This window comes from Brevundimonas sp. P7753 (assembly GCF_013386595.1).
Lineage (GTDB): Bacteria > Pseudomonadota > Alphaproteobacteria > Caulobacterales > Caulobacteraceae > Brevundimonas > Brevundimonas bullata.
The window spans coordinates 50,547-66,288 of sequence record NZ_JACARP010000018.1 but is presented as its reverse complement, the minus strand read 5'-3'; the positions used below and the strand labels follow the sequence as shown (position 1 = coordinate 66,288).

The following is a 15,742-nucleotide window of genomic DNA, read 5'->3' as shown; positions in this document are numbered from 1 at the left end:
AGAGGATCAGGTGAACGCGAAGCTGGCATTGGTTTAGGCGGCGACGCTCTTCACGGTGAGGATTCGGCGACGCGACGTGGATCGGTCGGCGAAGTCTATCGCGACAGCTACACGAAGAATGAGTGGGTCAACGATAGCGGCAACTACCCCCGCTCGGTGCTGAAATTCAAAAGCGAGCGCAACCACGGCCACCCCACCCAGAAGCCGCAAGCGTTGGCGGAATATCTGATCCGCACCTTCTCCAATCGCGGCGATGTGGTGCTGGACCACTGCTATGGCAGCGGGACGACCGGCGCCGCTGCCATGGGCACGGGCCGCAGCTTCATCGGCGTCGAACGCGATCCGATGTGGTTCCAGAAGGGCCGTGCTCGCATCCTCGCTGCGGCTGGGGGGGGCGAACGGCCCTCCCCAACGACGCCTGTTGCCGCGAATGATGTTCTGCCAAAGATCGAACAGGTTCCCGTCGCCCTCGATGGCCTCATGGCAACGGAGGGCCTCCGGTTGCCCGCCGCGCCTGCCCAGCGATTGGTGAACAAGTGCGATGCGCGGGTGGAGGAAGTTGGCGCCCTAAAAGTAGTCGATTTGTTCTGCGGCGCTGGCGGCTTGTCGCTCGGTTTCGAACTCGCCAGTCACGAGGTGGTCGCTGCGTTCGATTTCTGGAATCGGGCCGTAGAAACCTATCGCTTGAACTTTGATCATCCGGTCTTTGAACTCGACCTCACCGATGTGGCTTTGGCAGTCAATGCAATCCGACCCTATGCGCCTGACCTGATTGCGGGCGGCCCGCCTTGCCAAGAATTCTCATCGGCGGGGAGTCGTTCAGAGGGTGGCAAAGCGAATCTGACTCGGACGTTCGCCGAGATCGTCTCTGCGATCCGGCCTCGCATGTTCGTTATGGAGAATGTTGGACGCGCATCTTCGAGCGTCGCCTACCGCGCTGCGCGCGAAATCTTCAAGTCGGCGGGCTACGGCCTCACCGAGCGCGTTCTCGATGCGAGCCTTTGCGGCGTTCCGCAGAAGCGAAAGCGCTTTTTCTGTATCGGTATTCTGGATGGAGAAGATGGAGTTCTGAACGCTTTCCTTGATGAAAGCTTCGCCAGTCAGGCGATGACCGTGCGAGATTATATGGGATCAGAAATCGATTTCGATCACTACTACCGGCACCCAAGAAACTATGCGCGCAGGGCCGTGTTTTCAGTTGATGAACCGTCGCCGACGATTCGAGGCGTCAACCGCCCAGTGCCGAAAACGCACAAGCGACACGCAGGAGATACCGAACACCCGGCGAAAGTCGAAGCCCTCACGCAGGAACATCGCGCTAGGATTCAGACCTTTCCGGTCGGTTTCCAGTGGGCCGGATGCAAGACGGAGCAGGACCAGATGATCGGCAACGCTGTTCCAGTCGAACTCGGTCGCTACATCGCTAAAGCAATCAGTCGTTATGCTACCCATCCTGTGGCGGCCCTGACGGATGGACATCGTATCATCGGCATCGAACAGTCGGCGGCCTACTGCCAGATGGCTGGTGAGCGTCTGGCCGCCGGGCAGTATGGCACTGGATTGAACGATAATGGAGCCGGTCATTCGGTCCAGCAAGAGTTGATCGAGGATGCCGCTTAAACCGTCCGCACGTTTGGGCGAAAGACGTCGGGCCAAAGGTTCAGCGGCAGGGAGTTAGGCTCATGCCCAACGATGTCGCTGAAAACCTCGACTGTCCGCTTGAAAGCGGCGACGTTCATGAACTCCAGATGCTCAAGTGCCGCCCAGTCGCAGCGCGCCATCAGACCAGCCTGCATCAGCCACCCGGCGACCGTCGTTAGATCATCCGCCGGGACGAGCAGATCGGTCTTGGTGGCGGGTCGTAGACCCAGACCGCACCGAACAAACACTGCTTCAACCTCGGTCGAGCAGATCAGGAGCATGTCGTTCATCGGACTGGAGATGATCCCCCCGGTCTTGGTTTGGCCGAGCACCGCTTCCAACGTCGCCTCATCGTCGTTTGGGAACTGGAAGACGTGATGGATGCTCATCGCCTCGCCTCCGGCTTGAGCCACAGCACGGCCCACGCCACCCTCGCCGCGAGCATCAGCCGACCTTCGCGGACGAGATTTTGGAACAGTTCGATTAACGCGTCGCTCGACGGGCCTCGGGCTCCGCGCAGACTGGTATAGTTTTCTGCCTTATTTAACCAAGCACTGCTGAAATGCCGCTGCGAATCCGTGAGGCCGCACCGCTGGAAGAGGTGATAGATGTCCATATCGGAAGTCTCCTTTCCGATATTTATCTTTATCGCAGCGTCCAATGTGCCCGCATCAGGCCCAAGTAGCGGCGGTTTTGGCTATGCAGTGCGGGGGCAGCTCTTTGTTGGGTGCCCGATTATAGCCGAGTGAGCGCATAAGAGTGCCGACGATCTCTCCCGCGCGAACAGTCCCAAAGTTGTGCGGACCATAATCAACGCCGAGCGCGGCCTGAAGAAGCGGATCAACACCTGCCATCGCAGCCTCTCCAGCCTTCGTCGCGGTGATTGCGGCTTCACGGCCTTCCGGCGAGTAGACCACCCTAATCATAGTGAGCGTGATGGGGTCATCGCCTTTCAAGGCGGCATCGTCGGAATAGGGAAGCCCCGCCGCTTCTATCTGCGCCTTCAACTCGGCACCGTCAGGCGTATCGCCGAGGCGCGATGCATTTTTGTAGAGCTCGGCCCTCTGGTGGACCGACATCCCTGCCAGTTCTACGAGCGTCCACTTCTTTGCCATCACGCATTTTCTCCGGCTTCGATCCGACCATACAGCGCGGCGCGAGAAAACAGATTTCCCGCTGCAACGCGGGCACCCTTGGAGATCGGCTTGAACCCCTTGGTGGCGAGGATGTCTCTGATCCAGCGCCCGACGTGCTGCTTCTCGGTGTCATTAAGCGCTCCCACCCTCTTCAAGATTTCGGCGCCTACAGCCTGCGCCGGGGGCAGGCCATGCTTGGCCAGACAAACCATTTCGACCTGCCAGTCGTGATCGAACAATATCGCTCCCACAGCCACGCCCTTTTTTGTCGCCTTAAAATCATCAAATGATGCCATCATTCCCTCCTATATAGGAGGCATATCGCCTCCTTACCAGTCTAGATAGGAGGCGTATGGGGACCTTGTCAAGGACGTAAAGGAGGCTGTTCGGTATCTTTTTCGCCGTCAGTCGTGTTCCCAGCCTTGACCGTGGGCTTCCAGCCAATTTAACAGTTGGATGCGTTCAACGCACTGGGGAAAAAAACGGCTATCTATACCGCCCATTTATCTGCCGCCTTACAGCCAGCATAGACAAGAGGCAAAGACCACTGCTTGCCATTGCCGAGCTTCCATCGATGTGAAATTGCTGTTCGCAATTAACGGGGGACTTAATGGCGATTTTGACAGTGGCTGGGCTTGCCTTGGTGGCGCACTCCTCGGGAGGCGCAATACTGTCCTATGGCGGATCGTATCTGGGCGGGACTTTCGTCGGCGCACCTATCGTGACGGCGTTTACATCTGCGGCTGGCGTTCTCGCCCAACTACCAGCCGCCGCCGTCGCTGCCGCGACTGCGCCCGCAACAGTGCCCGTTCTGGCTGCTGCCGTGACCATCGCTGCCGTAGCTGCTGGAGCATATTGCTATCTCCACGGCATCCCCGCCCCTGTTGTCGAGGCACTATCGACGGCAGGTGTAGGCTCAATGGGCGCGAAGGGGTTCGCTGTCCCTGTGGCGAAGCTGGCTCCCGCCCTCATCGCTTTGGGTCTCGCCGGATATCTCGCCTTTGTCGTTTATAAGGATTTCAAGGCGTTTGAGGCGGATTATCAGGCCCGTGTCGCCCAACCCACCGGCGACATCGAGACCGACGCCCATGCCTATCCCTTCGCGTTCAAAGATGACGGCAAGCGTCGGCAAGTATGGCTGGCATGGCTGATCAGTTGGGCCTTCCGTCTGTTTGGAAGGAAGCGACGCCAAAACGCGCGCGCCCTACGCAGACTCACGTAAATGAAGGCTCGGCGCCGCCGCCCGCGTCGGCTCAATCACTCAACCAGAACCCTTCTGTTGTTGGGCTGGTTGGCCGCGACGGTAGGGGTGACCAAGGTGGGACTGCCCGACGAATGGGCGGTGGCAATCTTCTTCCTCGGCCCGATAGTAGTCGTTGCGGCGCCTACGCTGATGCGCTGGATGATGTCGTCGAGAACTGCGCGCCAACCCACTCGGGCGGGCGTCGATTGGAGCGTCGTAGGCATGGCATCCGCTGTCGCCATCGTAGGATTTTTCGCTGCGCTATGGTGGCCATGGTCGTTGCCGACCGCTGCGCCGCAAGCCCAACCGCTACCCGTGGCGACGAGCACGGCATCGGAGACGTCGTTCTCCTGCCGCGCGACCAATGTCCACGACGGCGACACCCTGCGGTGTGCGGACGGAACTCGGGTCCGTCTACATGCGGTCGCCGCGCGCGAGATCGATGAAACCTGTTCCGCAGGTCACCCTTGCCCGACCGCATCGGCAGCAGCGGCAAGGCTCGAACTGGTAAAACTGGCTGAGAACCGCACACTGGACTGCCGCCGCACAGGTAACGGTCTTGGACGCTCGGCACGCCATGCCTCTCACAGGCGCCCGCAGCCGCATCCTTGAGGTCGAGGGCGACGCGACCATTACGGGGGCCGTGAGCAGACCACAGAAGCCATCCGGCCCCCATTGTCATGGGCTGGAACTCCAGCAGAATTTCACTTCTAAATTCTGCGATGGCCATCTTTCCAGCCGCGATTTCAGACAGCCGGTGAGCGAGGCAGTTCTTATATTTCCGGCTAGCTTTCAAGAGATTGTGCGTCGTGGATAGGGGCCGGAGTTCATTGTCGCCGTCACCGAGCGGGTGGGGCGGCAACTGATCCGCCCGTCGCAGGAAACGTTCGAGCAGCCGAGGCAGCGTCGATGTTGGCCGCATGAGCCCGATAGCTCCCGCTACCGCGTCGTCGGTAGCCTTGGAGTTCACCGACTGGACGAACTTAACCGCCGAGTTGAACGTCATAGCCTCGACGCCAGTGTCGATCCTGTTCAGCGTGTTGGCGTGCCGCCAGCGCGGATCGAGCGCGGCCAAAACCTCCAACTTCCGACAGGTGATCCGACTAGAACCGCGCAGGGCGTTGGCGCCGCGAGCATCATCGCTGATCAGCAGATCATAGATCGCGATGTAATCCTTCGCGCGTGGCAGAGGCTTCTCGCCCACACGCTCAAGCATGCCCGGCAAGCCAGCGGGGATGTCGCCATACGCGTGCCGAAGGATGTCCATGGCGCGGCCATAGCGGACGACTTCGGCGAACGTCGGCGAGAACAGTTCGGACCCGACATCGGCAACACCTGCTTTAATCTCCCGCGTAGAGATTGCCGCAAAAATTGCTTGGCGCCGCTGCGGTGCCGCAGTCAACACGCGCGCCAAAAGACCCGGTTCAATATCATCCAGCAGTACAAGGGCTCCGGTCACCCAGCCCAACAAACCCGGCTCAAGCATTGATGCGCTCCCACGGGAAGTAGCCTTGACCCTGCGGATTTGGTGCGATTTGGAACGCCACCCACCGCCATTTCCGCCCTTCAGCGGGCGTGACTTGATGATCCGTCAGAATACGCGGTTCGAGATTGGTCAGGTCAGCGAGGACAGCTTTGACGGCCATATTTTGCGGGAGGACGACCGGGAGGGTCTCAATTCCGTCAGCGTCCAAGGGCGGTTCGACGAACAGCCATTCCGTGGTGCTGATCCACTGATGGCGACCAGCCACATCGTTCATAAAGGCTTCAAATTCAATGTTGTCGATCTCGCCCCCGACATCCTTCAGGACGCGAACGGCAAGGCAACGGAGCGGCTGATCCGGCAAATGACCCTCATGTGCTGTGAAGCTTCGAGGGTCTCATGGAAGGCGAGTCCGTCAACCAAAACGGACGGACTTTCCGACGCTATGCGCGCCGATCCTTGCTGACATTCGCCACGAACCGATAGCCTTTCCAGATCGCCACTTCGCGGGTGATCGGGCTGTCGCGTAGGGCCGCCGTCGCACGTGCTATGGCGACCTCATCCGAAGGGAGCATAGCGGGGCTGAACTGGCGTCCGCTCGCAGAACTTGGCAGCGGGTAGAACGTGTATCCGTCCATCAAAAACCCCAAGCTTGACCTCACAAAAAAGGACAGCCCGGCTGGGTTCAAGCGATGGCGGGGGGGCGCAGACTTGATCCACTTGCCGGGCTGCGTGTTGGTCAGTGAGGGTGACCAAACGTCAACATTGGGACACAAAGCGATTGATCGCGCGAGTCTCAAAAATCGACGTTCCTACACTTCATCGAATAGGACGAGGATGACATCGGTGTCGGCTGATGCCTATTCCGTTGTGGCTCCGTCGAAGTGCTCTTCGGTTGCCTCGGCTTCAGCCTTGGTGGCGCGGACAATCCCGTCCTTGTGATCCGGCGGGCCATAGACCGTGTAGAGCTTCAGCTTCTTGTCGCCGGTATTGATGACGTTGTGGCGGGCGCCCGCCGGGACGATGATCGCGTCATCGGCTTTGATCTTCGTCCGCTGCCCATCGATCCAGACTTCGCCCACGCCCTTCTCGATGCGGAAGAACTGGTCGTGATCGTCGTGGACTTCCTCGCCGATCTCCTCGCCCGGTCGCAGAGCCATCAGCACCAACTGGAGGTGTTTGCCGGTGTAGAGCACCCGCCGGAAGTCCTTGTTCTCGACCGTCAACCGGTCGATGTCATCGACGAAGCCCTTCATCGCGCTCTCCATTAATGCGTCACGGCAACGCTACCATGCCAGACGGTCGGAAACCATTGATCCGCGTCAATGTGAACCGCTCCCCATAGGGCTTGGCTCCTGCCTCTGCCCCTGCCAACCTCCCCGCCGGGAGGGACATTCACATGGGCACGGCTCTTCCGATCTTGGGCTTGAGCGGGCTGATCTGGCTGATCATGGCCTTTCAGCCAAAGAGGCCAGACGACACGGACGAACCATGAGGTCGTAAGCGAACTGCCGCGCGATGCTGGTAGCACGAGGGACGGGCCGTGATTGGATCATCGCGTCAGATGTGAGCGGCCTTGTCGGTTGGCCTTGGCCCGTCGCAGACCCAGCACCATGAGGTAGCCAACTAGCGGTCCCATCGTCAGACCGACCGTTCCGAACAGCGCCGCGAATACGACGACGACCATGGCGACCAAGGCCCAATCCTTCCACGAGAAGGAGCGGAGATTATCGACCAAACTATTAAACGACATGACCTTCTCCCCGATGAGAAATCGGTGATACCTAACCTGCCGGGCGCCGTAAAGGCGGGCTTCAGCGGCGCGTAGTGAGACCACCCGCTAGTTGCTGCCGTCGTTGGTCCGCTTTCAACATCTTCGCGAGTTGAGCCAATTTCGGAGATCGCCGCCGCGTAGCCTTCTTGCTTTCGGCCTTGCGAGACTTCCTACGTTGGAGTTTCTGCGACACTTCCACGCAATCATCCATCATGTCGTAGCGGGCATAGCTAATCACCGGCGTCAGGCAGTCGAAAAGGCGGCGGTTGATCAGCAACTGGTGCGATACGTTGCCCGACTTTCGGAATCCGAGATTGCGCCCAGCCGTCTGGTTGAACTGGTCGATGTGAGCGATGCGCGCGAGATCGACGCGACCCGTCCATGCGTTGAGGGCCTGATGTTCGGCATATTGCTCTGGCGCCATCATCGTCATCGTCTGAACGACATCCTTTCCAATGTAGGCGTTCGACCCCTTGGCCGATGCGTGTGTGTCAACGTCGTCGAGGTGTTTGAGCCTGTTCCCGATGGCGAGGACGGGGCCAGAAATATCACCACGTGCTGCTTCAACATGCAGAGAGGCGGACCGTGTGTTGAGGCTTCTATTCGGTCTGGTTGACACGACGTCCTTGGGCAGGTGCGGGGCGTCGAGGCATGTCGTGCTCCAACTTCCAGCGCGTTCGGCGAGGATAAGCGGCACGAACTCTGTGGTTAGGATTGCGGTCTTGTGCGCCACGTCGCTTGCCCAGTCCCGGCGGCAGATATGCCAGCGTCGATTGTTGGCTGATGCGTAGATGTCGCCGCCATTGTCTTGGCAGCGGCCATACTCGAAGTTCTCTCCCGTTGTGATCTGCTCCCACCATCAATTGCTTGCGCCACTCTGCTCTGTTCTGCCCTGATCATCTCCATTCTGGAGTCGTAGCCACCCATTGCTGCCCGCTCGTGGGAAAGACGTTTCTGCGGGTCAGGGCACAGGTCTCGATAAATCCGGTCGAAAGAACGGACCACCACAGGCACCATGTCGCCCATATCGTCGGCGTGGAGCGCGGAGAACTCCGCTGCTTTTTCCTCGGCGCCTTTGTAGGTCGGGAAGGCGAACATCAACCACGACGGCAACCCCTCACGACGAAAATTGGCAATCAGGTCTGGAGCGGCGGCCATCAGGCTGCGGGTCTTGCTGATGCCTTCCGGCGCACAGAGCAGGTGCGTCTCTGGCCTTCGCACATTTTCCGTAAGGCTTCCGATCAGGATAGCTGACATCGCCTCTGTCGCCGTCTTGTGATCCCTCGCCTGTTCGGCGAACTCGGCCTCGACCGTCGAGCGCACACGTCCGCCCGGTCCGACGTGCTGGCGGTGAAAATCATCTGACCAGATATCCAGCATGTCGCCCAGCGGGCGCGGTAGACGGTTCATCAGGAGACCATGGGTGACGTCAGAGACGTTGGTCAGATTCAGTGGATTGGCGCCTTGGACCAGAACGGTGGCGAAGTCAGCTCGCATCACCGATGTCGCGTTCTGGTCGGCTGGATGATTGTAGAAGTAGGCGACCGGCTCGCCAGACGAACGGTCAAGGTGTGAGAATCTTGGCTGACCTGTCATGCCGTCGAAGATGTCAGCCAGCTTTAGTGAGGCGTGGATGTCCTCACCGGTTTGGGCCGCTGGTGTTTTGGCCGTGGCCTGCGCTGATATCCGTCGAGGGCTGATTGGCGCCATCATGAAATCAGCAGGGTCCAGCAACGCTCCCTTGCCGCCGCCACGCCTTGCCAGCGGAAGATGCTCCCACATCACGCCCTGAAAGAGAGGCTCACCGACCGGCACGTCGAAGATGTGGTCGGGCTTGTCGTTGAGCCGCATTCCGCCCGGGATACGGCGGAAACTCTCGGGTTGGCGCAGCGATGTGTCTGCCTTCTTTCCAGCCGCAAGATTGAAGGCTGCGAAATTCTCGAACTCGTCTCGCAGCCGATCCCATGCCTTCTGAAAACCCAATCGCGCACTGGTCGGCTCGGGCACCGCGCCAGTCAGAAACTCGGTCGCAAGCACGAAGTGGAAATGGAGGCTCTTGTGACCGGAATAGACGACGGTCAGTCCAGCGACGTCGGCATAGCGATCCCGCAAATGGGCCACGAACTGGCCGACCACGCTATCGAGTTTGGTTCCAGACGAGCGTAGCCAGCCGAGCTGCTGCTGGAAAAAGGCTATGTTCCGGTCATCGAACTCGATGGTCAGGATATGAAGTGGGGCGACGACAACGCGAGCCTTGGGCGTTGCGTAGTCATCATCGTTCGGGGTGGCGATCCGCAGTGTGTTCGCGAACAGGCACTGTTGGTCCCAGTCGGTGTCGCCATGCTCTTCGATCAGACCCGCCACGACGTAGTGGTTCCTGCCGGGCACATCCTTTTTGGTGGCCACTGGCATGTAGACACGCCGCCCAGCATCGAAGCCCTGCTTCTGGATGATGTCAGCGAGAAGGATCGACTGGCTTCCCTCTTTGGCTCTTCGGAGTTGGCCGATCTCGGTCTTGGTCAGGTGTGGGGCGTAATATTTCGCCCAGAGGGGTTCAAAATGATTCACGTAAAGGTCTCGTCAGGTCAGAATATGATGTGACGGACGGGATCGACCTGCTGATCTCGCTGGAACATGACCTCCAGCGTTGTCCGCCACGTTCTATTTATAGTCGATGAAGTGTCGCGGCGGCATTTATATCTACGCGGGTCGTGTTGCTTTTGAGAGAGGAGCGAAGCGACCAATCGGCTCTCTTCAAAAGCCCTCCTTTAGTGGCCTTCCTTATAAGGTATCCTAGCAAGGTCACTAAAAGAGGGGATTTGGTTCTCACCTGATTTTAGAACTCGGCTGCGCTCTTTCGACCGGCAGGTCCGAGCCAGAGGCGAGGACATGACGAAGGCGAAAGGGCCAGACGCAGGTGAGCGCAGTGCGCTCGCCTTGATGGTCGATGGAAACAGGCTCCAGCCTGATCACGATGTCTTTGGCTGGAAGATCGCCCGAAAAGGCCGCCGCAACCGTTCTCCCAAACGGGGGTGGAATTGGCGATGTTTCACGGCCCGCAAACCCAGTCGTGGCGTGATCGATATTTCGTGTCCGACATCATCTGTTTTCAGCGACGGTCTGTGGCTGGCAGAGGACATGCGCGTTACGTAAAAATGCGTAACCCACGCCCAAGTGCTTCCCGAGCCAGCGATTTCGTTCCCGTGAAGCTTGAAGCGTTCGGTGAGCAGTGTTTCTATTCGCCTATGGGGCGATTTCTCGACAGGCTGTTGGAAGCGTCTACCGCCTACGACGTTAGGCGGGACAAGGACGGCTATTTCCTGATCGCCAATCCTGCCCAGCCCGATGCTTTCAATGATGTGGTGCGCGACGCGGTTGAAAAGGCGGGTGACGATTTCGTCGTCTTCCCCACGAGCGACGGCCACCATGGCTACAGCCAGATGTTCATCATCCCGCTGGATTAGACGACGCCACCTTCAGTTTAAGGTCGCGCGCGTCGCTCCGAGGGCGTCGATGTTAGGTGAAGTCCATGACCCGCTATGATCGACAAGTGCGGCTGCTGGCGGCTTGCCTGTCCAGCATCGCCGGATATGTGGACGCTATCGGCTTTGTCAGCTTGGGCGGGTTCTTCGTCTCCTTCATGAGCGGAAATACGACCCGGATCGGAGTAGGCTTGGCGAACGACTGGGCAGCAGCAGGAGTAGCTGCGGGCCTTGTCGGCCTCTTCGTCATCGGGGTGATGTTGGGGGCCGTGGTCGGTAGATTGGCCAAATCCCATCGACGTCCCATGGTCCTGATAATCGTGGCCGTGCTGCTGGGCCTTGCCGCCGTCACCGCTCACTTCGGGGCCACGGACTTCGCTGTCGTGGAAATGGTTTTCGCGATGGGTGCGGTGAATGCCGTCTTCGTCGAAGAGGGCGAGGTTCGCATCGGCGTGACCTACATGACAGGGACATTGGTCAAGCTGGGCAAAGCCATCACCACGGCTCTGCTCGGGGGCGACCGACTTGGTTGGCTTCCCCATCTGCTGCTCTGGCTCGGTCTACTGGTCGGAGGTCTGCTGGGAACGATAGCCTACCGGCATTTCGGTCTGGACGCTTTAGGCGCCGCCGCAATAGCCGCAGCCATCTGCGCCGTATTGGCCGACAGACTGGGGGTTAACCCCGATCACGCATCAGCATAGACCGCCCCCGATCTCGTTGACGCCCTGCCAATCCATGAGAGTCTGTTCTCCCAACATCGGATCGGAGAACACCCCTGACCAAGCGCGTGGCGATCTACTGTCGTGTGAGCACGGCGGATAAAAACCAGACCGTCGAAAACCAACTCCGCGACCTGCTGGCCGTCGCCCAGCGTCAGGACTGGGAGGTGGCCGCCACCTTCGTCGATGAAGGCATCTCGGGTGCCAAAGGCCGCGACAAACGGCCCGGCTTCGACAACCTGCTGAAGGGTGTCGCCCGGAAGGACTTCGACCAGATCGCCTGTTTTTCGGTCTGTCGGATCGGACGGTCCCTGCCCGACCTGATCCATTTCCTCGGCGACATCCAAGCCAAAGGCGTGGACCTCTATGTCCACACGCAGGGCCTCGACACCTCGACGCCTTCCGGCGCCATGATGTTCCAGATGCTCTCGGTCTTTAGCTCCTACGAACGCGCCATGATCCGTGAGCGCATCATGTCCGGTTTGCGGAGGACGACCAAGAAAAGCGGTCGCAAGCCGATGCCGCAGGACCGTGCTCAAGCGATCAGGAAATCGTTGGAAGACGGTTTGGGCATCCGCGCCACCGCCCGGCTCCATCGTGCGTCCACGACCACGGTGACGACCATTGCCCGCACGCTGAAGACGGTTGGAGAAGACCGTCTGGAGAGCGTCGCCGCCTAAACCAATGCCAGCCTCGCGTTCACCTGATCCTCTTCGCGGCTGAACTGGAAGCGCACTTCGACGCCGCCATTGCCCAGCGGAAAGTGTGGCCAGTTCGACGGCTCGATCCCGATGTCCATCACCGTGGCCTTCGCCCGCTCGGCCAACACCTGCTGGGCTAGACCGTTCAATGTCAGCTTCCCGACATCGTAGCCCGCGCTCGCCAGCACTTCGGCAAGGCGCCGCTCCTCGACATCAACAGCAGACGCCGAAACGACGTGATCCAGTTTCCACATCGCTGACCTTCTCCCCACTCGACCGCGCCCTGCCGCGACCTGCTGACCATAGCCATGGAAGATCGTCAGGAAAGCGTCGCCGCCTAACGTCAGAGACGGTCGTGGAAGTCCGTTCGAAACGTTGACCCCAGACCGCCAGAGGACTCAGCTTCGCGGCTCATCCATCTGAGTCGCGGAGCATCATCATGGCTGACGACGCCGCCCCATCAGCAGCCGATAGCTCGGCCTACCAGTCGGTCGAGAAGGGGGAGGAAAAATTCCCCTCGGCTCCACCAGGGCATTTCCCAGTATCGCATAAAAGACGACGCGCGCGCCGCGCGCCCCGCGCGTCAATTCTCGCGGTAGAAGTTGCAGTACCAGTCGACGAAATGGCCAACGCCGTCTTCGACCGGGGTCGAGGGGGCGTAGTCGAGGGCTTTGAGGGTGTCGGCGACGTCGGCCTCGGTATTGGCCACGTCGCCGTCCTGCATGGGCATGAGGTTTAGCCTGGCCTTGCGGCCTAGTTTCTCCTCCAGCACCTCGATGTAGCGCATCAGGGCGACGGGGCGGCCGGCGCCGAGGTTGAGGATGCGCCAGGGAGCGACGCCGCTGGTAGCCGGGTTGGGGGCGGTGGCGTCCCAGGTCGGGTCGATGGCGGCGGGGCGGTCCAGGGCGGCGACCACGCCGGTGACGATGTCGTCGACGTAGGTGAAGTCGCGGCTCATCTTGCCTTCGCCGTAGACGTCGATGGGCTCGTCCTTGAGGATGGCGCGGGTGAATTTGAACAGGGCCATGTCCGGGCGGCCCCACGGTCCATAGACGGTGAAGAAGCGCAGGCCCGTGGCCGGGAAGCCGAACAGGTGGGCGTAGGAATGGGCCATGGCCTCATTGGCCAGCTTGGTCGCCGCATAGACGGTCAGCGGATGGTCGGCCGGGTCGCGCACCGAAAACGGCAGGGCGGCGTTGGCGCCGAAGACCGAGCTGGTCGAGGCGAAGACCAGGCTGGTCGCCTGAACCGCGCGGCAGCCCTCGAGGATGCTGAGGAAGCCGACGACGTTGGAATCGACATAGGTCTCGGGCGCTTCGAGACTGTAGCGGACCCCGGCCTGGGCGGCGAGGTGGACGACGCGGCGCGGCTTGTCCTCTGCGAACAGGGCGGCGACACCGGCGCGGTCAGCGAGGTCGAGCGTATGGTGGCGATAGGTCGGATAGGCCTGAAGCTGGGCCAGACGGGCGTGTTTCAGCGCCGGGTCATAATAGGCGTTGAGATTGTCCAGGCCGATGACCGTCTCGCCGCGCTCCAGCAGCCGACGCGCGGTGTGGAAGCCGATGAAGCCGGCGGAGCCGGTGACGAGAACGGGATCGTGGGACATGAGGCTCGATAGACGGTTGGACGCGGTTTCGCCAGCGGGCGGCGGTCAGGGCAGGGCCTCCGCCACGGCGGGCGTCGGTTCAACGAAACGGGCGACCAGGCTGAGACCGCAGGCCAGGACCAGGCAGGCCGCCGCCCCGATCAGGACCGGCCGGATCGCGCCGACGTGCGGGCTGAGCGGGCGCAGGAACAGCAGGACCAGCAGGCCGATGAGGGCCAGGGCGCCGGGCAGGTCCATGCCGACGCCGAGGAAGACGAAATGGCCCAGCCCCATCAGCCAGGCGCCGCCGACCACGCCCGCGACGGCTGTGGGGATCAGGCTGGCGGGCCGAGTCAGGTCGGGACTGATCAGGGCGGCCAGCGCCGCTGCGGTCGCGGCTAGAAGGGCGGGCCAGACGAACAGCAGGGCGGCTTCGGGGGCGAAGCCTTGCACCATGCAGCCCAGCAGGAAGACGAGGGCGATCAGGCCGAGCCAGCCGCCCCAGGTTGAGGCGGTGGTGGAGGCGGGGGCCTTGACCGGCCACAGCGACAGGGCGGCGGCGATCAGGCCCGCGCCGAGCATGATGGGGCTGAAGCCGCCGATCAGCAGGACGAGCAGGGTCAGGACAGCGACGGCTCCGGCGACCGCGCGGGGGCGCGAACGGCGCGCATCGGTCAGGAACAGCAGGGCCAGAGCCAGAATGCTCAGCACGGCGCCGGCCTCCATCCACGGCAGGCGACGCAGCAGGACGTAATAGGTCTCGGATGACGTCGCGCGGCTGGCGGCCGGCCCGGCCAGCAGGCGCACGGCCTGGGCCAGCACCAGTCCGGCGGACAGGAACCACAATCCGTCCAGCTTCCCGCGCCCGATCTGGTCGGCGTTCAGGCGGGTCCCGCGACGGGCGCGCCAGGCGGCGAAGCCGCCGAGCAGGGCGGTCAGGCCTAGCAAGCCCCAGCCCGTCGCCGCCGAATGGCTCAGCATCCAGCGACCGAAGACGTCGGCATAGACGGTGTTCGGTCCCTTGGCGGGCAGGGCCGGGGCGCGCAGTAGGGCGTCGGCGGCCTCCAGTGCTTGAGAGCCGAGGTGCTGCAATGCCCCCAGATCGAGGTTGGCGGGGGTGGCGTCGGCGGAATGGTACTGGGCCGGGCGACCGATGAAGGCGAAGTTCAGACCCCCGACGCCGCGATCCTTGGGAATGGTGAAGTCGGTGCCGTTGGGCATCTGTTCGTACATGAAGACGGCGAGCGAGGTGGCGGTGGTCCCGCCGTCGGCGCGGGCGGCGGCGCGGCGGAACAGGTCGACAGTGGGGCCGGCCTCGCGCCCGGTTTCGAACATGGCGGCGCGTCCGCCCCCGCCGCGCGCCTCCAGATTGACCACGGCGCCGATGCGGTCGCGTAAGGGGTGCCCGCCGAAGAAGATGCGGGCGCCGTCCAGGCCCAGTTCCTCGGCGTCGGTCAGCAGGACGACCAGGTCGCGTTCAATCGGCCCGCGCGCCTGGATGGCGCGGACGGCCTCCAGCACGGCGCCGACGCCGGTGGAATCGTCGGCCGCGCCGGGAGAGCCGACCACGGTGTCATAGTGGGCCATCAGCATGACGGCGGACTGGCTGCGGTCTTTTCCGGGCAGGACGCCGATCAGATTGATGGCCTGATTATTGGCCGCTTCGGGATCGCCACGCTCCTTCTTCAGGCGCTGGATCGCGCCGGGCGACAGGGGGCCGACCTGTTCCTGCGGCGACAGGCCCAGCTGGGTCATGCGGTCGGTGAGATAGGCGCGGACGCGGGCGTGATCGGCCGAGCCGACCGGATGCGGGGCGCGGGCGATCTGTTCGATGTCGGTCATGGCCCGTGCGGCCGAGAAGGCGTCGGCGGGGGCGTCGGCGGGTCGGGGTTCGGGGACCTGGGTGGTCCAGACCGCCAGCAGGAAGGCGAGCGTCAGCGATCCGAACAGCAGGGCCAGCCGCATGTGAAAGATCCTC

At 61.7% G+C, this 15,742-nt stretch carries 18 protein-coding genes; 6 read left to right on the top strand and 12 right to left on the bottom strand.

What is annotated here, in order from left to right; all coding sequences use genetic code 11:
* Positions 1 to 1,620: DNA (cytosine-5-)-methyltransferase (dcm, locus tag HX774_RS04275; RefSeq protein ID WP_178824519.1), on the top strand; the 1,620-nt coding region annotated here is incomplete at its 5' end.
* On the opposite strand, the gene HX774_RS04270 is transcribed toward dcm, so the two are convergent.
* Genes HX774_RS04270 through HX774_RS04255 form a run of 4 tightly spaced genes read right to left on the bottom strand, consistent with a single transcriptional unit; the run spans position 1,617 to position 3,076 of the window.
* Entirely contained in the window at positions 1,617 to 2,030 is a 414-nt protein-coding gene (locus HX774_RS04270; RefSeq protein WP_178824517.1) for a hypothetical protein, read from the bottom strand. The genes dcm and HX774_RS04270 overlap by 4 nt on opposite strands.
* The gene (locus HX774_RS04265) at positions 2,027 to 2,257 is read right to left on the bottom strand and encodes a DUF6626 family protein (RefSeq protein ID WP_178824515.1); all 231 of its coding nucleotides are present in this window, start codon (positions 2,255 to 2,257) and stop codon (positions 2,027 to 2,029) included. Before HX774_RS04265 ends, HX774_RS04270 begins: the two co-directional genes overlap by 4 nt.
* Positions 2,258 to 2,312: 55 nt before the next feature.
* Complete coding sequence (locus HX774_RS04260; protein WP_178824513.1) at positions 2,313 to 2,759, bottom strand: hypothetical protein; 447 nt, start codon at positions 2,757 to 2,759, stop codon at positions 2,313 to 2,315.
* Complete coding sequence (locus HX774_RS04255; RefSeq protein ID WP_218650265.1) at positions 2,756 to 3,076, bottom strand: hypothetical protein; 321 nt, start codon at positions 3,074 to 3,076, stop codon at positions 2,756 to 2,758. Before HX774_RS04255 ends, HX774_RS04260 begins: the two co-directional genes overlap by 4 nt.
* Before the next feature lie 524 nt (positions 3,077 to 3,600).
* On the opposite strand from HX774_RS04255, the gene HX774_RS04250 reads away from it, so the two are divergent.
* Positions 3,601 to 3,999: a hypothetical protein gene (locus HX774_RS04250; RefSeq protein ID WP_178824509.1), complete on the top strand. Its 399-nt coding sequence runs from the start codon at positions 3,601 to 3,603 to the stop codon at positions 3,997 to 3,999.
* 163 nt (positions 4,000 to 4,162) lie between these two features.
* On the opposite strand, the gene HX774_RS04245 is transcribed toward HX774_RS04250, so the two are convergent.
* Entirely contained in the window at positions 4,163 to 5,506 is a 1,344-nt protein-coding gene (locus HX774_RS04245; RefSeq protein ID WP_178824507.1) for a hypothetical protein, read from the bottom strand.
* A gap of 25 nt (positions 5,507 to 5,531) precedes the next feature.
* Between HX774_RS04245 and HX774_RS04240 the strand changes: the two genes are divergently transcribed.
* Positions 5,532 to 5,969, top strand: a complete 438-nt coding sequence (locus tag HX774_RS04240; protein WP_178824505.1) for a hypothetical protein — start codon at positions 5,532 to 5,534, stop codon at positions 5,967 to 5,969.
* Positions 5,970 to 6,363: 394 nt separating this feature from the next.
* Here HX774_RS04240 and HX774_RS04235 read toward each other — a convergent pair whose 3' ends face one another.
* The 4 genes from HX774_RS04235 to HX774_RS04220 form a co-directional block, all read right to left on the bottom strand.
* Positions 6,364 to 6,759: a cupin domain-containing protein gene (locus HX774_RS04235; RefSeq protein ID WP_178824503.1), complete on the bottom strand. Its 396-nt coding sequence runs from the start codon at positions 6,757 to 6,759 to the stop codon at positions 6,364 to 6,366.
* A gap of 296 nt (positions 6,760 to 7,055) precedes the next feature.
* Complete coding sequence (locus tag HX774_RS04230; RefSeq protein ID WP_178824501.1) at positions 7,056 to 7,256, bottom strand: hypothetical protein; 201 nt, start codon at positions 7,254 to 7,256, stop codon at positions 7,056 to 7,058.
* 61 nt (positions 7,257 to 7,317) lie between these two features.
* Positions 7,318 to 8,010: a hypothetical protein gene (locus HX774_RS04225; RefSeq protein ID WP_178824499.1), complete on the bottom strand. Its 693-nt coding sequence runs from the start codon at positions 8,008 to 8,010 to the stop codon at positions 7,318 to 7,320.
* On the bottom strand, positions 7,986 to 9,845 hold the full coding sequence (locus HX774_RS04220) for a hypothetical protein (RefSeq protein ID WP_178824497.1): 1,860 nt from the start codon (positions 9,843 to 9,845) through the stop codon (positions 7,986 to 7,988). The genes HX774_RS04225 and HX774_RS04220 overlap by 25 nt, the downstream gene beginning before the upstream one ends.
* Before the next feature lie 521 nt (positions 9,846 to 10,366).
* On the opposite strand from HX774_RS04220, the gene HX774_RS04215 reads away from it, so the two are divergent.
* From HX774_RS04215 to HX774_RS04205, 3 genes are all read left to right on the top strand, one after another.
* Positions 10,367 to 10,741 carry a hypothetical protein gene (locus HX774_RS04215; RefSeq protein ID WP_178824495.1) on the top strand — a complete coding sequence of 125 codons (375 nt, stop codon included), beginning with the start codon at positions 10,367 to 10,369 and terminating at the stop codon, positions 10,739 to 10,741.
* A 65-nt stretch (positions 10,742 to 10,806) separates the two neighbouring features.
* Positions 10,807 to 11,460, top strand: coding sequence for a YoaK family protein (locus HX774_RS04210; RefSeq protein WP_178824493.1), 654 nt, complete (start codon positions 10,807 to 10,809; stop codon positions 11,458 to 11,460).
* An 86-nt stretch (positions 11,461 to 11,546) separates the two neighbouring features.
* Positions 11,547 to 12,158, top strand: a complete 612-nt coding sequence (locus HX774_RS04205) for a recombinase family protein (RefSeq protein WP_218650264.1) — start codon at positions 11,547 to 11,549, stop codon at positions 12,156 to 12,158.
* Here the strand turns inward: HX774_RS04205 and HX774_RS04200 are convergent.
* The 3 genes from HX774_RS04200 to HX774_RS04190 form a co-directional block, all read right to left on the bottom strand.
* Positions 12,155 to 12,433, bottom strand: a complete 279-nt coding sequence (locus HX774_RS04200) for a hypothetical protein (RefSeq protein WP_178824491.1) — start codon at positions 12,431 to 12,433, stop codon at positions 12,155 to 12,157. The genes HX774_RS04205 and HX774_RS04200 overlap by 4 nt on opposite strands.
* Before the next feature lie 329 nt (positions 12,434 to 12,762).
* Entirely contained in the window at positions 12,763 to 13,785 is a 1,023-nt protein-coding gene (locus tag HX774_RS04195; RefSeq protein WP_178824489.1) for an NAD-dependent epimerase/dehydratase family protein, read from the bottom strand.
* Positions 13,786 to 13,830: 45 nt separating this feature from the next.
* On the bottom strand, positions 13,831 to 15,729 hold the full coding sequence (locus HX774_RS04190) for a M20/M25/M40 family metallo-hydrolase (RefSeq protein WP_178824487.1): 1,899 nt from the start codon (positions 15,727 to 15,729) through the stop codon (positions 13,831 to 13,833).
* Between the last annotated feature and the right edge of the window lie 13 nt (positions 15,730 to 15,742).